Here is a 15,963-nt window from a genome sequence, read left to right as displayed (position 1 = left end):
GAAAATGTCCTTATTTAAAGGGGAGGACCGGATCCGTAGGAGCGAGCTTTCGATCTTTTAAAAGATCGCGAGGCAAGCTCGCTCCTACAAGAGGGCGTCAGGGCTTAGATATCAGCCAGCGCCGCCACCAGAATGGCCTTGATGGTGTGCATGCGGTTTTCAGCCTGTTCAAAGGCAATGTTGACCGGCGACTCGAACACTTCTTCGGTCACTTCAATGCCGTTTTTCAGGTTCGGGTGATGCTCTGCCACGTCCTTGCCGACTTTGGTTTCGCTGTTATGGAACGCTGGCAGGCAGTGCATGAACTTCACGCGCGGGTTTTCTGCCGCCTTGATGATGTCGGTGTTGACCTGGTAAGGCAGCAGCAGCTTGATGCGTTCGTTCCAGGTTTCAACCGGCTCGCCCATCGATACCCATACGTCGGTGTGGATGAAATCCACGCCTTTGACCGCCGCTTTCGGGTCTTCGGTCAGGGTGATTTTGGCACCGCTTTCCTTGGCGAATTCCTCGCACTGTTTGACGAAGGCTTCTTCTGGCCACAGGCTTTTTGGTGCGGCGATGCGCACGTCCATGCCCAGCTTGGCGCCGATCAGCAGCAGCGAGTTACCCATGTTGTTGCGCGCATCGCCCAGGTAGGCGTAGCTGATGTTGTGCAGCGGCTTATCGCTGTGTTCGCGCATGGTCAGCACGTCAGCGATCATTTGCGTCGGGTGGAACTCAGCGGTCAGGCCGTTGAACACCGGTACGCCTGCGTACTTGGCCAGCTCTTCGACAACCACTTGCTCAAAGCCACGGTATTCAATGGCGTCAAACATGCGGCCGAGAACGCGGGCGGTGTCTTTCATGCTTTCTTTGTGGCCGATTTGCGAAGAAACCGGGTCGATGTAAGTCACATGCGCGCCCTGGTCGTGGGCCGCCACCTCGAACGCGCAACGGGTGCGGGTCGAGGTTTTTTCAAAAATCAGCGCGATGTTCTTGCCTTTCAAGTGCGGCTCTTCAGTACCGGTGTACTTGGCGCGCTTGAGGTCACGGGACAGATCCAGCAAGAAGTGCAGCTCACGAGGGGTGTGATGAACCAAGCTCAGCAAGCTGCGGTTTTTCATGTTAAACGCCATGGGGATCTCCTGGGTTTCTGGTTAACCGGCTTGCGCCGCCCCTTGTGGGGTCAGCGCAAGCAATCAATGGGTGACTTAGTAATCGATAGGGTCGCGTACGATCGGGCAGGTCATGCAGTGACCGCCGCCACGGCCGCGTCCCAGTTCAGAGGCGCTGATGGTGATCACTTCGACACCGGCTTTGCGCAGCAGGGTGTTGGTGTACGTGTTGCGGTCGTAGCCGATGACCACGCCCGGCTCCAGAGCCACGACGTTGTTGCCGTCATCCCACTGCTCGCGTTCGGCGGCGAAGCTGTTACCGCCGGTTTCGACAACGCGCAGGGCTTTCAGGCCCAAGGCCTTGGCCACCACATCGAGGAAGCTGGCTTCTTCACGGCGAACGTCAATGCCACCGGCTTTGCTTTCATCCGGGTACAGGGAGAAGGCGACAATCTGATTGACCACCTCCGGGAAGATGGTCACCAGGTCGTGATCGCAGAAGCTGAACACGGTGTCCAGGTGCATCGCCGCCCGAGACTTGGGCAGCCCGGCAACAATCACACGCTCAACTGCTTTGTTCTTGAACAGGTTCTGTGCCAGTTGGCCGATGGCCTGGCGTGACGAGCGCTCGCCCATGCCGATCAGCACCACGCCCTTGCCGATTGGCATCACGTCGCCGCCTTCGAGGCTGGCATTGCCGTGGTCAACGGTCGGGTCGCCGTACCAGACCTTGAATTCAGCTTGGGTGAACTCAGGGTGGAACTTGTAAATTGCCGTGGTCAGCAGGGTTTCCTGGCGACGGGCAGGCCAGTACATCGGGTTCAGCGTTACGCCACCGTAGATCCAGCAGGTGGTGTCACGGGTGAACTGAGTGTTCGGCAGGGGCGGCAGGATAAAGCTGGTGTGGCCCAGGAAATCACGGAACATCTGGATGGTTTTGCCACCGAAGCTATTAGGCAGGTCGTCAGCAGAGACACCGCCAATCAGGTACTCGGCAATGTGGCGCGGCTCAAGGCTCTTGAGCCAGGCTTTGACTTCATTGACCAGGCCCACGCCCACTTGATTTGGCGTGACCTTGTGGTCAAGGATCCAGTCCAGCGCTTCTGGAATGGCAACAATATCGGTCAGCAGGTTGTGCATCTCCAGCACATCAATCCCGCGATCGCGCATTTTGGTGACGAAATCGAAGTGGTCACGCTTGGCCTGGTTGACCCAGAGCACGTCATCAAACAACAACTCGTCGCAGTTGCTCGGGGTCAGACGCTGGTGAGCCAGGCCTGGGGAACAAACCATAACCTTATGCAGCTTGCCGGCTTCGGAATGCACGCCGTACTTCACTTTTTCCGTGGTCATTACAGTCATCCTCCAAAGTACATAAAACAGGGTATTACAGGGTTAGAAAGCCGTCGTAGAGGCCATACGCTGCCACCAGGGCACCGATAATCACTGCGGCAAAAATCACTTTCTCGATGTTGGTAAACACTTGTTGGCCGCTTTCGCGCTTGGCCTTGGCAAACAAGATGGCGCCAGGTGCATACAGCAGGGCCGAGAGCAGCAGGTATTTCAGGCCACCGGCATAGATCAGCCAGATCGCGTAGATCAGCGCGACAGAACCGATGATCAGGTCTTTTTTGCGTTCAGCCAGGGCGTTCTCGTAAGTCTCGCCGCGCACCGCCAGCAGCAGGCCGTAGGCCGCCGACCAGAGGTAAGGCACGAGGATCATCGAGGTCGCCAGATAGATCAGCGACAGGTAGGTGCTTTCCGAGAACAGGGTGATGATCAGGAAGATCTGCACCATCACGTTGGTCAGCCACAGGGCGTTGACCGGTACATGGTTGGCGTTTTCCTTCTTCAGGAACGCCGGCATGGTGTGGTCTTTGGCGGCCGAGAACATGATCTCTGCACACAGCAGCACCCACGACAGCAGGGCTCCCAGCAAGGACACGATCAAGCCGACGCTGATCAGCACCGCACCCCAGTGGCCGACCACGTGTTCAAGCACGGCCGCCATCGAAGGGTTTTGCAGTTTTGCCAGTTCTGGCTGAGTCATGATGCCCAGCGACAGCACGTTCACCAGCACCAGCAAGAGCAGCACGGTGATAAAACCGATCACGGTGGCGCGACCGACGTCTGAGCGTTTTTCGGCACGGGACGAGAAGATGCTCGCGCCTTCGATACCGATGAACACCCACACGGTGACCAGCATCATGTTGCGCACCTGGTCCATCACGCTGCCCAGCGACGGGTTTTTCAGGCCCCAGATGTCACTGGTGAAGATGTCCAGTTTGAAGGCGAACAGTGCAATCAGAATGAACAGAATCAGCGGCACGACCTTGGCGACGGTGGTCACCAGGTTGATGAACGCTGCTTCCTTGATGCCGCGCAAGACCAGAAAGTGTACGGCCCAGAGCAGGATTGACGCGCCGACGATGGCGGCGACCGTGTTGCCTTCACCGAAGATCGGGAAGAAGTAACCGAGTGTGCTGAACAGCAGCACGAAGTAACCCACGTTGCCCAGCCAGGCACTGATCCAGTACCCCCAGGCCGACGAGAAACCCATGTAATCGCCAAACCCGGCCTTGGCGTAGGCGTACACGCCGCCGTCCAGGTCGGGTTTTCGATTGGCCAGGGTCTGGAACACAAAGGCGAGGGTCAGCATGCCCACGGCGGTGATCGCCCAGCCGATTAAAATCGCCCCGACATCAGCACTTGCCGCCATGTTTTGTGGCAGCGAAAAGATCCCGCCGCCAATCATTGAGCCGACTACCAGAGCAACCAATGCACCTAGTCGAAGTTTTCCAGGAGTGTCAGACATTTAGAGTGACTCCAATCCATGTGAAGTGATGTCTAAGAGGTTATTGCGATGTTTGCTTACCCTGTTGACTTAGGTCAGGTCATGACTACATTCCATTGTCAGAAGAGCGAGAAGGTCGCTATTGCGCATTTTTATGACGCGCGCTGGAAACCCGGCTCCAGAGGGCTTTCAGGTAATACAGCGGCTTTAATTGATTCGTCGTGGGGAATGAAGCTAGACACTATTTGAGAATTTGCAAATGTGAGCAGGATGTTTCATTTAACGGCCTATGAAATGAAAACGTCATCTGCATCTGCGCCACTTTTTGGTCTTTAATAGAAAATCTTGCTGTTAAAAAAATGAGGCTTATAGCGCAACTTTATTAAACGTTTTGGACAAAAATTTATTTACTCAGTAAACGTCTCTCGATGGATAAGCAGCATTAATAAACACCATAACTAAGAGGTAGCGATGTCTCAACAGACCCAGAAGCTTCGGCTCAATGCCTTGATTGCGTTAGTGGTCGGGTCGATGATTGGTGGCGGTATTTTTTCATTGCCACAAAATATTGCCGAACGAGCCGCTGGCGCTGCGGTGTTGATTGGTTGGGCAATCACGGCGGTGGGCATGCTGGCGCTGGCTTTTGTGTTCCAGACCCTGGCCAATCGCAAGCCTGAGCTGGATTCGGGGGTGTACGCCTACGCCAAGGCCGGATTTGGCGACTACATGGGCTTTTCGTCTGCCTGGGGCTACTGGATCAGTGCCTGGATGGGCAACGTGGGTTACTTCGTGTTGCTGTTCAGCACCTTGGGTTTTTTCGTTCCCGCGTTTGGCCAAGGCAATACGCCCATTGCCATCGGCTGCGCATCGCTGTTGCTGTGGGGCGTGCATTTTTTGGTGATGCGCGGCATCAAAGAGGCCGCGTTTATCAACCAACTGACCACCGTCGCGAAAATCGTACCGATCGTGATGTTTATCGTGCTGGCCGCCGTGGCGTTTAAAGCCGACATCTTTACCCGTGACCTGTGGGGCTCAGAAATGCCCAGCGTCGGTAGCGTGATGGACCAGGTGCGCAACATGATGCTGGTCACCGTGTTTGTGTTTATCGGTATCGAAGGCGCCAGTGTTTACTCGGGGCGCGCCGAAAAGCGTTCCGATGTGGGCAAGGCCACCGTGATCGGGTTTCTCGGCGTGCTGGCGTTGCTGGTGCTGGTGAACGTGCTGTCGATGGGCATCATGACTCAGCCTGAACTGGCGCAACTGCAAAACCCGTCGATGGCCGGGGTGCTCAAGCATGTGGTGGGGGATTGGGGGGCGATTCTGATCAGCATAGGCCTGGCGGTTTCATTGCTCGGAGCGCTGCTGTCATGGGCGTTGTTGTGCGCCGAGATTTTGTACGCGACGTCTCGGGATAAAACCATGCCGGCGTTCCTGAAAAAGGAAAACGCCAACCATGTGCCGGTCAACGCCCTGTGGCTGACCAATATCATGATTCAGCTGTTTCTGGTCATCACGCTTGTGTCATCGGGCACCTACACCACCCTAATCTACCTCGCCTCATCAATGATTCTGGTGCCGTACTTCTGGTCGGCGGCGTATTCGGTGTTGTTGTGCGTGCGCGGTGAAACCTACGCCAAGGCCAGTCGTAGCCGGGTCAAGGACCTGCTGATAGGTGCCATCGCATTGATCTACGCGATGTGGTTGCTGTATGCGGCGGGGCCCAAATACTTGCTGTTGTCCGCGTTGCTCTATGCGCCGGGGATATTTCTGTTTGCCAAGGCCAAGCGTGAGCAAGGGCAGGCGTTGTTCAAGGGCATAGAGCCGCTGATATTTGCAGCAGTCGTGATTACCGCGCTGGGCGCGGCGTATGGGCTGTACAGCGGGGCGTTAACGCTCTAACCCCCAATAAAACTGTAGGAGCGAGCTTGCCTCGCGATCTTTTAAAAAATCAAAAGATCGCGAGGCAAGCTCGCTCCTACAGTTGTGTGGTTCAGTTACTCGCTCGCCAGCGGCAAGCGTTCCGGGCGGGACCAGATCCACAGGTTGCCCATGCTCATGCCGGCAATGGCCAGGAACACCGGCCAGTCGTGATCAAGCACGTAAAGCATCAACCCGGCACACAGCAGCATGCTGATGGTGGCGCTGACTTTGGCTTTGCGCTGGATGATTTTGCCGTTGCGCCAATTGAACAAAATCGGGCCAAACAAACGGTGGTTTTCGAGCCAGGCACTCAGGCGAGGGGAGCTTTTGGTCGCAGCCCAGGCAGCGAGCAAAATAAATTCGGTGGTGGGTAAGCCTGGGATCACGATGGCGATCAGGCCAATGCCCAAGCTGACGTACGCCAGCACGCCAAACAGGAAGCGGGCGATTTTGGATGAGGATTGAGTTGGGTGTGTCATAGGCTCAAGGCGCAGAAAAAGATACTCGGTCAGCGCTCGCTGACCGAGCAGATCCTGCTTAGGCCAGTTCTGGCTCAGCAGCGTAAGCATGTTCCAGCAATACGGTAAAACGTTCAAACGCTGCGACTGCACCTTTGTCCAGGTCAGCTTCTTCTTCGGCGCTCAGTTCCAGGCCGTCGAGGGTTTTAACGAAGCTCTTCCAGCCTTCAGCACGACCACCGGCCGGTTCGCCCAAGTGGCGCGCACCGAAAGTTTCGCTCAGGTCCAGTGCCACAGCACGCTTGATCAAAAACGCAGCGCCAAGCTTGGAGCCTTCCGACACAAAGATCCAGCCCAAGGCTTCAGCTTTGCTCGGAGCATTGACTGCACCAGCGACTGGAGCTGGCACCTGGGTGTTCAGGTCAGCCAGGTCAGCCTTGGCTTGTTCTGCACGGCAACGCTCTGGCAGGTCCGGCACGATCTCTTTCAAGGCCGCGTCGGTGTACAGCGCTTGCAGCTCGGATTGGAACAGGTATTGAGCCACAACAAAACGGGCGAAGTTTTCGCGGGTGTCAAAAGGCTTGTGAGCTTTTACCAGCGCATCGAGCTTTTGATGCGGCTCGTTGGTGATCTGGTTCAGGCGTTGAGAACGCAAGGCTGGACGCTGTGCGGTATCAGGAGTGGTCATGCAAATATCCTTGAGAATGAGATGCGCTTTGTAACTAGACGATCAAGAAGACGCATCACAGTAAAAATTCCTCACTGCGTAGCCTGAAAAGACTACGCAGTGGATGTGTCTATCAGATGTCCCACACCAGATTGACCGAGAAGTTGCGACCTGGAGCGGTCAGGCGATCCATGTTGGCAGGGTTGAGCACACCGGCTTCACCCACGCTGTCGTAGCCGCGCACGTCATCCCAGTTCCAGTATTTCTTGTCGGTCAGGTTGTACAGGCCTGCGTTGACGGTGACGTCCTTGGTGACTTTGTAGAAGCCGGTGAGGTCCACTACGCCATAGCCTGGCGACTTGAATTGCTTGCTGGTGCCGTCCGGGGCAAAGAAGCTGGTGTTATCCACCTGGTCCTTACGCTTGACCAGCGTCCAACTGACCAGAGCGCCGTAGGTTTCCTGGTCGTAGCCCAGGCCCATAACGGCTTTGAGTGGGTTGACGCTGTTGATCGGCTCGCCGTTGTCGTCGTTTTTGCCGTGGGCATACGCCACCGAACCGCGTGTGTACAGGCCTTTCGGCGCACCGAACGCATCCAGGTTCAATTGACCCTTAACCTCGGCACCCTTGATGGTGGCGTGTTTGATGTTGTTGCTCTGGAACGTGGTCTCGTTGTAGCCGGGGGTGATGGCGTCTTCGTTAATGAAGTCGCGGTATTTGTTGTAGAACACCGCTACATCGAACGAACCCGCATCAAACTTGCCACGCAGGCCGGTTTCGAAGCTTTTGCTTTTTTCCGGTTCCAGGTTCGGGTTGGCCGCCACTTTGTAACCGGCTGCCAGGTTCTCGAAGGTGCCGTATAGCGCTTTGGCCGTCGGCGTACGGAAACCTTCCGCGTACTGGCCGTACCAGGTGTATTGCTCGGTCAGGGCGTAGGTCAGGCCGAATTTTGGCGACACGCGGTGCCAGATTTTCTTGTCGTCCGGGACGTTGTTTCGTTCATCCACAGGAATGGTATTGAGGAATTCCTGGGTAAGGTGCGGCGTCAGGCGCGTGTAGTCGTAACGCAAGCTCGGCGAGAACGTCCAGTCGTTCCAGCTGATCTGGTCCTGGGCGAACAGGCTGTAGGTGTTGATGGTCGGGTTAGGGAAGTCGCTGGACTTGACCAGGTAATCTAGCGGGCTATCAGCGCCGACGGCTGTGCAGCCTCTGCCCACCGCCAGGCAAGTAGCCGAGCCGCTGCGCGAGCTAGTGACTTTCTGGTTTTTCAGGGTGGCGCCGTAGGTCAGCAAATGATCGGTTTCACCGATGCTGAAGGCCTTGTCTGCCTGTGCGTCGAGTACCCACTGTTTCTCTTGGTAGTTGGTATCGCGCGTACGCATGACGTGACGTGTGAACGGGAAATAATCTTCCAGTGTGGCCTCGTCGGTTTTGGCAATTTGGTAGTTCAGGCTGGTCTTGATGTGATCAGCAACCAGGCTGTCGACCGTCATGGTGTTGACCAGGCCGAAGCGTTCACGGCTCACCGTATCGGTGCCGGTACGCGAGCGGTACATGCCCAGTGCCTGGCCGTTGTTGAACGGCCCGCCGACGGCGCTCTTCACATTGACGTCGTCGTGGCTTTTGTACTTCTCGTAGGTGAAGGCCAGTCGGTCGTCATCGTTGTAGTTCCAGCCTGCCTTGGCCAGCACGCTGGTGGTTCTCACGTCTTCCGGGTTGGCCGCGGTACGGGCCAGGCCGTTGCCGCCACGGTCGCCGTACGATTCAGTGTCATGGCCATCGCGCTGGCTAAAGTGCAGCAAACCGTCGAAGTCACCCGAGCGACCGGCCACGGTGCCCGACTTGAGCCAGCTGCGATCAGCCGAGCTGTAACCGGTTTTGAGGCGGGCGCCAACGTCCTGGCCCGGCTTGATGATGTCATCCGGGTCCAAGGTGAAGTAGCTGACGGCACCGCCAATGGCGTTGCTGCCATACAGCACGGACGCCGGACCACGGAGGATTTCAACGCTTTTGATGATTTCAGGGTCAACGTAGTTGCGTTGAGTCTGGGCGTAAGGGCCGTTGAAGAACGAGTCGGGGATCTCAACGCCATCGATCTGGGTGAGGATACGGTCGCCGTCGATGCCGCGAATGTTGTAGCCGGTGATGCCGCCGCGCTGACCGGCGCCGCCTACCGAAACACCCGGCTCATAACGAACCAGGTCTTTGATGGTGTTAACGTTTTCGCGGTCCAGGTCCAGGCGGTCATGAACGGTAACGGTGCTGGGGACGGCGCTCACATCTTGTGCGTTACGCGTGGCACTGATGGTGACTTGCTGCAAGGCCAGGGTGCCGGAGGTCGCGCTGCGTTTTTCCAGCACGATGTTATTAGTGCTCAGCTTGCGGTACGTCAGGTTGGTGCCGGTGAGCAGGCGCTCCAGGGCTTTTTCCGGGGGCAGGGAGCCACGTACGCCGGGCGAGGCCACGTCCTGTGCCAGCTCTGCCGGTAGGCCGACCTGCCAGCCGGTCACGCTGCTGAAGTCATTCAACGCAGAGGCGAGTGGCTGCTGAGCGATCGCAAACTTATAACTGCCCACGGAGCGGCTGGCTGGCTGCGGATCGGTTGCGGCCAGGGCCGGTGCGGCCTGTACGCCAGCCATCAGCATGGCAACGGTCAACAACGACAATGTGCACTGGTGCAAGCCGCCAGTGCGAGCGTTGGAAGTGGACCGGCTGTTGAAACGTGTGGGCATTGATAGCGCTCCAGAGGTGACAAGTCTTGTAGTTGCGAAGCTGACTCAAAATGCGAATCAGTTGCATTGATCACAACGAGACGAATGAACTTGGGCTATCGAGTAAAAAAAGAGTCGATTAATCGAATTTTTTTAATTGAGGATGACCAGCGCCGGGTATTCCGAGAGGCGGCTGGAGGTGATGTGGGCCAGCGAGCGCACGATATCCAGTGGCTGGTCGAGCCGGTAGTTGCCGGTGACGGCCACGTTGGCGAGCTTTTCGTTGTTGTTGACGATCCAGCCGGGGTAGTAGCGGCGCACTTCATCGAGCACTTTGCTCATCGGGCAGTTTTCAAACACCAATCGGCCTTGCACCCAGGCAAGGTCGGTCTGGGGGTTGAGGGTAGTGGGGCGGCCAAAACCGTTCGGGCCAATGCTGACGCTGTTGCCCGCCGACAGGCGCATTTGTGTGCCGACACTGTTCACTCGCAAGTCCACATCACCGCGCTGTACCCGTACTTGCGCTTCGCCATTGAAGTAGCTCACCGCAAACGCGGTGTCACGCACGCTGACGCGTACCGGGCCGGCATCCAGCACCATGGGCAGTTCAAGGTTGGCCGGGACTTCAAAAAAGGCTTCGCCCTGCAACAACCGGGCGCGGGCCTGGGTATTCACCACTTTGCTGGAAAATGCCGAATTGGTATTGAGCAGCACTTTGGAGCCGTCTTCGAGTTGCAGGCGCTGGCGTTCACCCACCACGGTCAGGTGATCTGCCTGAAGGCGTAGCGGCACGTTGGTATAGCTACCAACTGTCAGTACCAGCACTGCCGCCGCAGCCACGTGCTTCCAATGCCGGCTGATACGCCGCAGCACGCTGGGCTTGCGCCGGGTTTGCAGGGTTTGTGCAGCGTCTAGCACGGGTTGCCCGTTCCAGATGGCGTTAGCCTTGGCAAACGCCCTGGCGTGCGCCGGGTCGGCATTCAGCCACTGCTCAAACACGATTTTCTGTTCGTCGCTCGCACACTCAAGGGTGATCAGCCAATCCAGTGCCTGATCCATGGCGCTGTCTTGCAGCACCTCGTGCGCCGGGTCGGGCGCAGCAGATTTGTGAGTGTCCGTCACAGAGGTTCCTTGGCAGTTTCAGGGCGTTCGCGTGGCATTAAAGGGCAAGGTTAAGGCCGATTCAGCCTGTCGGCTACCCCGATGCAGATTGCCATGATCAATTTGAGTTCCTTTTGAACGGTACTCAATGACACGTCAAGTTCTTCGGCGATCTCTTGATAACTGCAGCCATGCAGCCGGCTGAGGATAAAAATCCGCTGCTGACGTGCGCTCAACTGGCTCAGGCTCACACTCAAACGCTCCAGTAATTGCGCTGCTTGGTGGGCTTCTTCCGGGGTGCTGTGGGTAGACGCAATGCCCTCAAGCACCTCGATCGGAACATCTTCAACCACTGTGCGCGCCTGGATGCGCCGCGAGCGCAGGTGATCGAGCGCCAGATTGCGCGCGGTCTGGTAGACAAACGGTTCCAGGTGCTCGACCGAACGCTCGTTCAAGGCGCGGGTAACCCGCAGGTAAGTCTCTTGCAGCAAGTCTTCGGCGGTACTGGGGTTATTCACCATCCGCTGTAACGTGCGCAGCAAGGTCACCCGCTGAGTAAGGAAGACTTGATTGAACTGGGACTGACTCACAGCACTACCCGACCGATTTTGAGCGAATGATAATGCTTATCATCTGTGTGTTTGGTCAAGTGATGTTTTGAGTAAGCGCCAATTAAGCGGGGTGGTATTAGATCAAAAGATCGCGAGGCAAGCTCGCTCCTACAGGAAATGCGGTCCTGCAGGAGCGTTATTTTATGCCCGGCCTTTCAAATACGCCGCGTAATCGGGAATGCGGTGTTCGTGCGGCTGGTTCATCAGGGGGCTGCTGAGCAAATAGTCAGCGGTGCATTCGTTGCTCGCCACCGGAATGTTCCACACGGCCGCCACGCGCAGCAGAGCCTTGATGTCCGGGTCGTGGGGCTGTGGCTCGAACGGGTCCCAGAAAAACACCAGCATGTCGATTTTCTGCTCGGCGATCTGCGCCCCCACCTGTTGATCACCGCCCAACGGGCCGCTGATCATGCTTTCGATCGGCAACCCCAGGCGCTTGCTCAATAACAGGCCGGTGGTGCCCGTTGCGCACAAGTCATGCTGGCTGAGCGCGGCCTTGTGGCGTTCGGCCCAGTCCAGCAAAAACCCTTTGCAGTGATCATGCGCCACCAGGGCGATGCGCTTGCGCGCCGCCAGGGTGGCCGTGGTGAAGCTGATACCGATCATCGCGTCACTCCGCGTTGTGCAGCGCCAGGCAGTTGTCGAGCATACGGTTGGAGAAGCCCCACTCGTTGTCGTACCACGCCAGCACTTTGAGCAGCTTGCCGCTGACCTTGGTGTGGTTGGCGTCAAAAATCGACGACAGCGGGTTGTGGTTGAAGTCGCTGGAAACCAGCGGCAGGCTGTTGTAGCCCAGCACCTTGGAATGTTGGCTGGCTTCTTTAAACACTGCGTTGACTTCTTCAGCCGTGACTTCGCGTGTCAGTTCAACGGTCAGGTCGACCAGCGACACGTTGATCACCGGTACGCGTACCGCCATGCCGGTCAGCTTGCCGGCCAACTCTGGCAACACCAGACCCACCGCTTCGGCGGCGCCGGTTTTGCTCGGGATCATATTCTGTGTGGCCGAACGCGCGCGGTACGGGTCGGTGTGATAAACGTCGGTGAGGTTCTGGTCATTGGTGTAGGCGTGGATGGTGGTCATCAGGCCGTTGGCAATGCCGAACTCGCGGTTGAGGATTTGCGCCACAGGCGCCAGGCAGTTGGTGGTGCACGACGCGTTGGAAATGATTTGATGCGATTGGCGCAGAATGTCGTGGTTAACGCCATAGACCACCGTCGCATCGGCATTTTTACCCGGAGCCGAGATAATCACCTTACGCGCACCGGCCGTAATGTGCGCCTCTGCTTTACTGCGCTCGGTGAAGAAACCGGTGCACTCAAACACCACATCAACCTTCAGGTCGGCCCAAGGCAGTTCAGCCGGATTACGAATGGCGGTCACCGCAATTCGGTCACCATTGACCGTCAGACTTTCCTGATCATGCTCAACAGTGGCATCGAACGTGCCGTGAACGGTGTCGTACTTGAGCAGGTGAGCGTTGATCGAACTGTCGCCCAAGTCGTTAATGGCGACGATCTGCAAGTCCTGTCGGTAGCCTTGGGTATACAGTGCTCGCAGGACGTTACGGCCGATCCGGCCAAAACCATTGATTGCGATTCGTAATGTCATGGACAGCACCTGTCATCAATTTGTTGTTGGAATTACAAGATTATTCTCATAAAAATAGAAAACAAGCCATTTAAGTGGCAATATTTTGTTTTATCTACAACGAGTGACCTGAATCAACGGGTCCGAACGACTGAGCACGCGTCTGCGAGCCTCAGTCAGCATAGGACACGCACAGGTCGCCACATCCGTTAGCCTGGAGTTCAACACATGCATCCCCGCGTTCTTGAAGTCACCGAGCGTCTTATTGCCCGCAGTCGAGCTACCCGCGAGGCGTACCTGACGCTTATTCGTGATGCGGCCAGTGACGGACCGCAACGCGGCAAGCTGCAATGTGCCAACTTTGCCCATGGCGTGGCCGGATGTGGCACAGAAGACAAAAACACCCTCAAGCTGATGAACGCTGCCAACGTGGCAATTGTTTCGTCATATAACGACATGCTCTCGGCGCATCAGCCATACGAGCACTTCCCGGAACAAATCAAGCAAGCCCTGCGTGAGATGGGCTCTGTGGGCCAGTTCGCGGGCGGCACCCCGGCTATGTGCGACGGCGTGACCCAAGGCGAGGCCGGCATGGAGCTGAGCCTGTTGAGCCGTGAAGTGATCGCGCTGTCGACCGCCGTGGCGCTGTCGCACAACATGTTCGACGCGGCTTTGATGCTGGGCATTTGCGACAAAATCGTGCCGGGCCTGCTGATGGGCGCGCTGCGCTTCGGTCATCTGCCGACCATCTTTGTACCGGGCGGGCCGATGCCGTCGGGCATTTCCAACAAAGAAAAAGCCGACGTACGCCAGCGCTACGCTGAAGGCAAAGCCAGCCGCGAAGAGCTGCTGGAATCCGAGATGAAGTCCTATCACAGCCCAGGCACCTGCACCTTTTACGGCACCGCCAACACCAACCAGTTGCTGATGGAAGTGATGGGCCTGCATTTGCCGGGTGCTTCTTTCGTCAATCCTTACACGCCATTGCGCGATGCCCTGACTCGCGAAGCGGCGCATCAAGTCACCCGTCTGACCCAGCAAAACGGTAATTTCACCCCGTTGGGCGAGATCGTGGACGAGCGCTCTCTGGTCAACTCCATCGTCGCCTTGCACGCCACCGGCGGCTCCACCAACCACACCCTGCACATGCCGGCGATTGCCATGGCAGCGGGTATTCAGTTGACCTGGCAAGACATGGCCGACCTGTCCGAGGTGGTGCCAACCCTGTCCCATGTGTATCCAAACGGCAAAGCCGACATCAACCACTTCCAGGCCGCGGGCGGCATGGCGTTCCTGATTCGCGAACTGCTCGAAGCCGGGTTGTTGCACGAAAACGTCAACACCGTGGCCGGTTACGGCTTGAGCCGCTACACCCGCGAACCGTTCCTCGTGGATGGCCAACTGGTCTGGCGTGATGGCCCGATCGAAAGCCTCGACGAGACCATCTTGCGCCCGGTGGCCCGTGCGTTTTCGGCCGAGGGCGGCCTGCGGGTGATGGAAGGCAACTTGGGGCGCGGGGTCATGAAGGTGTCGGCGGTTGCGCCCGAACATCAGATTGTCGAAGCCCCGGCGCGGGTATTCCAGGACCAGCAACAACTGGCCGATGCCTTCAAGGCTGGTGAACTGGAACGCGACTTTGTCGCCGTGATGCGCTTTCAGGGCCCGCGCTCCAATGGCATGCCAGAGCTGCACAAAATGACGCCATTCCTGGGCGTGCTGCAGGATCGCGGCTTCAAAGTGGCGCTGATTACTGACGGACGCATGTCCGGTGCGTCGGGCAAAATCCCGGCGGCGATTCACGTCAGCCCCGAGGCGGAAGTGGGCGGCGCGCTGGCGCGGGTCCAGGACGGTGACCTGATTCGCGTCGATGGTGTAAAAGGCACGTTGCAACTGTTGGTGGATGAGGCAGAATTCGCCGCACGCACCCCGGCTGTCGGCACCTTGAGCAATGCCGTCGGTACCGGGCGCGAGTTGTTTGCGTTTATGCGTCAGGCCTTCAGTTCGGCCGAGCAGGGCGCGAGTACCTTTACCTCGTCTCTGGAATCCCTGAAATGAAACTCGCCCTCGTCGGTGATATTGGTGGCACCAACGCCCGTTTTGCCCTCTGGGAAGACGAACAGTTGCGTTCAGTCAGCGTGTTGGCCACGGCCGATTACGCCTGCCCGGAAGACGCAATCAAGGTTTACCTCAATGAGTTGAACCTGGCGCCCGGAGCGGTGGGTTCGGTGTGCCTGTCGGTGGCCGGGCCGGTGAGCGGCGACGAGTTTCGCTTTACCAACAACCATTGGCGCTTGAGCCGGTCGGCGTTTTGCGAAACCTTGCAAGTCGATCACTTGCTGCTGATCAATGACTTCAGCGCCATGGCCCTGGGCATGACGCGCCTGCAACCCGAAGACGTGCGCCAGGTGTGCCCCGGCATTGCCGATCCGGCGCGCCCGGCGGTGGTCATCGGGCCTGGAACGGGGCTGGGCGTAGGCACGTTGCTGAACCTGGGCGACGAGCAATGGTTGGCCTTGCCGGGGGAGGGCGGCCACGTCGACCTGCCCATGAGCAACCCGCGTGAAGTGCAGTTGTGGCAGCACATCTACAACGAAATCGGCCACGTCAGCGCCGAAAGTATTTTGAGCGGCAGCGGTTTGCCGCGTGTGTATCGGGCGATCTGTGCGGTCGACGGGCATGAACCGGTGCTGGACAGTGACCGGGCGATCACTGCGGCGGCGTTGGCGGGTGATCCGGTGGCGTTGCAGGTGCTGGAGCACTTTAGTTGCTGGCTGGGCCGTGTGGCCGGCAACAACGTTCTGACAGTCGGCGGGCGTGGCGGGGTGTACATTGTTGGGGGTGTGATCCCGCGCTTTGCCGATATTTTTGTGGCCAGCGGCTTTGCCCGAAGCTTTGCCGACAAAGGCTGCATGAGCGACTATCTCAACGGCATCCCGGTCTGGCTGGTGACCGCACCGTACTCGGGCCTGATCGGCGCCGGCGTGGCACTGCAACAAGCGTTCGGTTGACTGTAGGAG

General features: G+C 57.8%; 13 protein-coding genes. 3 read left to right on the top strand and 10 right to left on the bottom strand.

The genetic code is table 11. The annotated features are described in order from the left end of the window. Positions 1–104: 104 nt before the first annotated feature. The 3 genes from ACJJU9_RS19190 to arcD (ACJJU9_RS19180) all read right to left on the bottom strand — a co-directional run bounded on the left by ACJJU9_RS19190 (position 105) and on the right by arcD (ACJJU9_RS19180) (position 3,909). The gene (locus tag ACJJU9_RS19190; RefSeq protein WP_048367970.1) at positions 105–1,115 is read right to left on the bottom strand and encodes an ornithine carbamoyltransferase; all 1,011 of its coding nucleotides are present in this window, start codon (positions 1,113–1,115) and stop codon (positions 105–107) included. Positions 1,116–1,190: 75 nt separating this feature from the next. Then, a complete protein-coding gene (arcA, locus tag ACJJU9_RS19185) occupies positions 1,191–2,447 on the bottom strand; it encodes an arginine deiminase (RefSeq protein WP_048385453.1) in 1,257 nt (418 codons plus the stop codon). Between the two features lie 34 nt (positions 2,448–2,481). Continuing rightward, positions 2,482–3,909 (bottom strand): arginine-ornithine antiporter, encoded by a 1,428-nt coding sequence (arcD, locus tag ACJJU9_RS19180; RefSeq protein WP_048367967.1) that lies wholly within the window; start codon positions 3,907–3,909, stop codon positions 2,482–2,484. A 450-nt stretch (positions 3,910–4,359) separates the two neighbouring features. Here arcD (ACJJU9_RS19180) and arcD (ACJJU9_RS19175) point away from each other — a divergent pair, with 450 nt between their 5' ends. After that, positions 4,360–5,787 (top strand): arginine-ornithine antiporter, encoded by a 1,428-nt coding sequence (gene arcD / locus ACJJU9_RS19175; RefSeq protein ID WP_048367966.1) that lies wholly within the window; start codon positions 4,360–4,362, stop codon positions 5,785–5,787. 95 nt (positions 5,788–5,882) lie between these two features. Here the strand turns inward: arcD (ACJJU9_RS19175) and ACJJU9_RS19170 are convergent, their stop codons facing one another. The 7 genes from ACJJU9_RS19170 to gap all read right to left on the bottom strand — a co-directional run bounded on the left by ACJJU9_RS19170 (position 5,883) and on the right by gap (position 12,967). Beyond that, the gene (locus tag ACJJU9_RS19170) at positions 5,883–6,287 is read right to left on the bottom strand and encodes a YbaN family protein (protein WP_048368458.1); all 405 of its coding nucleotides are present in this window, start codon (positions 6,285–6,287) and stop codon (positions 5,883–5,885) included. A gap of 58 nt (positions 6,288–6,345) precedes the next feature. Continuing rightward, complete coding sequence (locus ACJJU9_RS19165; protein ID WP_407729317.1) at positions 6,346–6,954, bottom strand: biliverdin-producing heme oxygenase; 609 nt, start codon at positions 6,952–6,954, stop codon at positions 6,346–6,348. Positions 6,955–7,066: 112 nt separating this feature from the next. Continuing rightward, entirely contained in the window at positions 7,067–9,664 is a 2,598-nt protein-coding gene (locus ACJJU9_RS19160) for a TonB-dependent receptor (protein WP_407729316.1), read from the bottom strand. A gap of 132 nt (positions 9,665–9,796) precedes the next feature. Then, positions 9,797–10,765 (bottom strand): FecR domain-containing protein, encoded by a 969-nt coding sequence (locus ACJJU9_RS19155; protein ID WP_048385447.1) that lies wholly within the window; start codon positions 10,763–10,765, stop codon positions 9,797–9,799. 50 nt (positions 10,766–10,815) lie between these two features. Continuing rightward, positions 10,816–11,334: an RNA polymerase sigma factor gene (locus tag ACJJU9_RS19150; protein WP_048367959.1), complete on the bottom strand. Its 519-nt coding sequence runs from the start codon at positions 11,332–11,334 to the stop codon at positions 10,816–10,818. Positions 11,335–11,496: 162 nt separating this feature from the next. Beyond that, positions 11,497–11,961, bottom strand: coding sequence for a methylglyoxal synthase (locus ACJJU9_RS19145; protein ID WP_048367957.1), 465 nt, complete (start codon positions 11,959–11,961; stop codon positions 11,497–11,499). A 4-nt stretch (positions 11,962–11,965) separates the two neighbouring features. Then, positions 11,966–12,967, bottom strand: a complete 1,002-nt coding sequence (gene gap, locus ACJJU9_RS19140; RefSeq protein WP_153373727.1) for a type I glyceraldehyde-3-phosphate dehydrogenase — start codon at positions 12,965–12,967, stop codon at positions 11,966–11,968. A gap of 207 nt (positions 12,968–13,174) precedes the next feature. Between gap and edd the strand changes: the two genes are divergently transcribed. Both edd and ACJJU9_RS19130 read left to right on the top strand, forming a co-directional pair. Beyond that, a complete protein-coding gene (gene edd, locus ACJJU9_RS19135; protein ID WP_048367953.1) occupies positions 13,175–15,001 on the top strand; it encodes a phosphogluconate dehydratase in 1,827 nt (608 codons plus the stop codon). Beyond that, positions 14,998–15,954, top strand: a complete 957-nt coding sequence (locus ACJJU9_RS19130; protein WP_407729315.1) for a glucokinase — start codon at positions 14,998–15,000, stop codon at positions 15,952–15,954. Before edd ends, ACJJU9_RS19130 begins: the two co-directional genes overlap by 4 nt. The last annotated feature ends 9 nt before the right edge of the window (positions 15,955–15,963 follow it).

Source organism: Pseudomonas helleri, assembly GCF_045830615.1.
In the GTDB taxonomy this organism is placed as follows: domain Bacteria; phylum Pseudomonadota; class Gammaproteobacteria; order Pseudomonadales; family Pseudomonadaceae; genus Aquipseudomonas; species Aquipseudomonas helleri.
The sequence above is the reverse complement of the archived record's forward strand: the minus strand, read 5'-3'. Positions and strand labels throughout refer to the sequence as shown.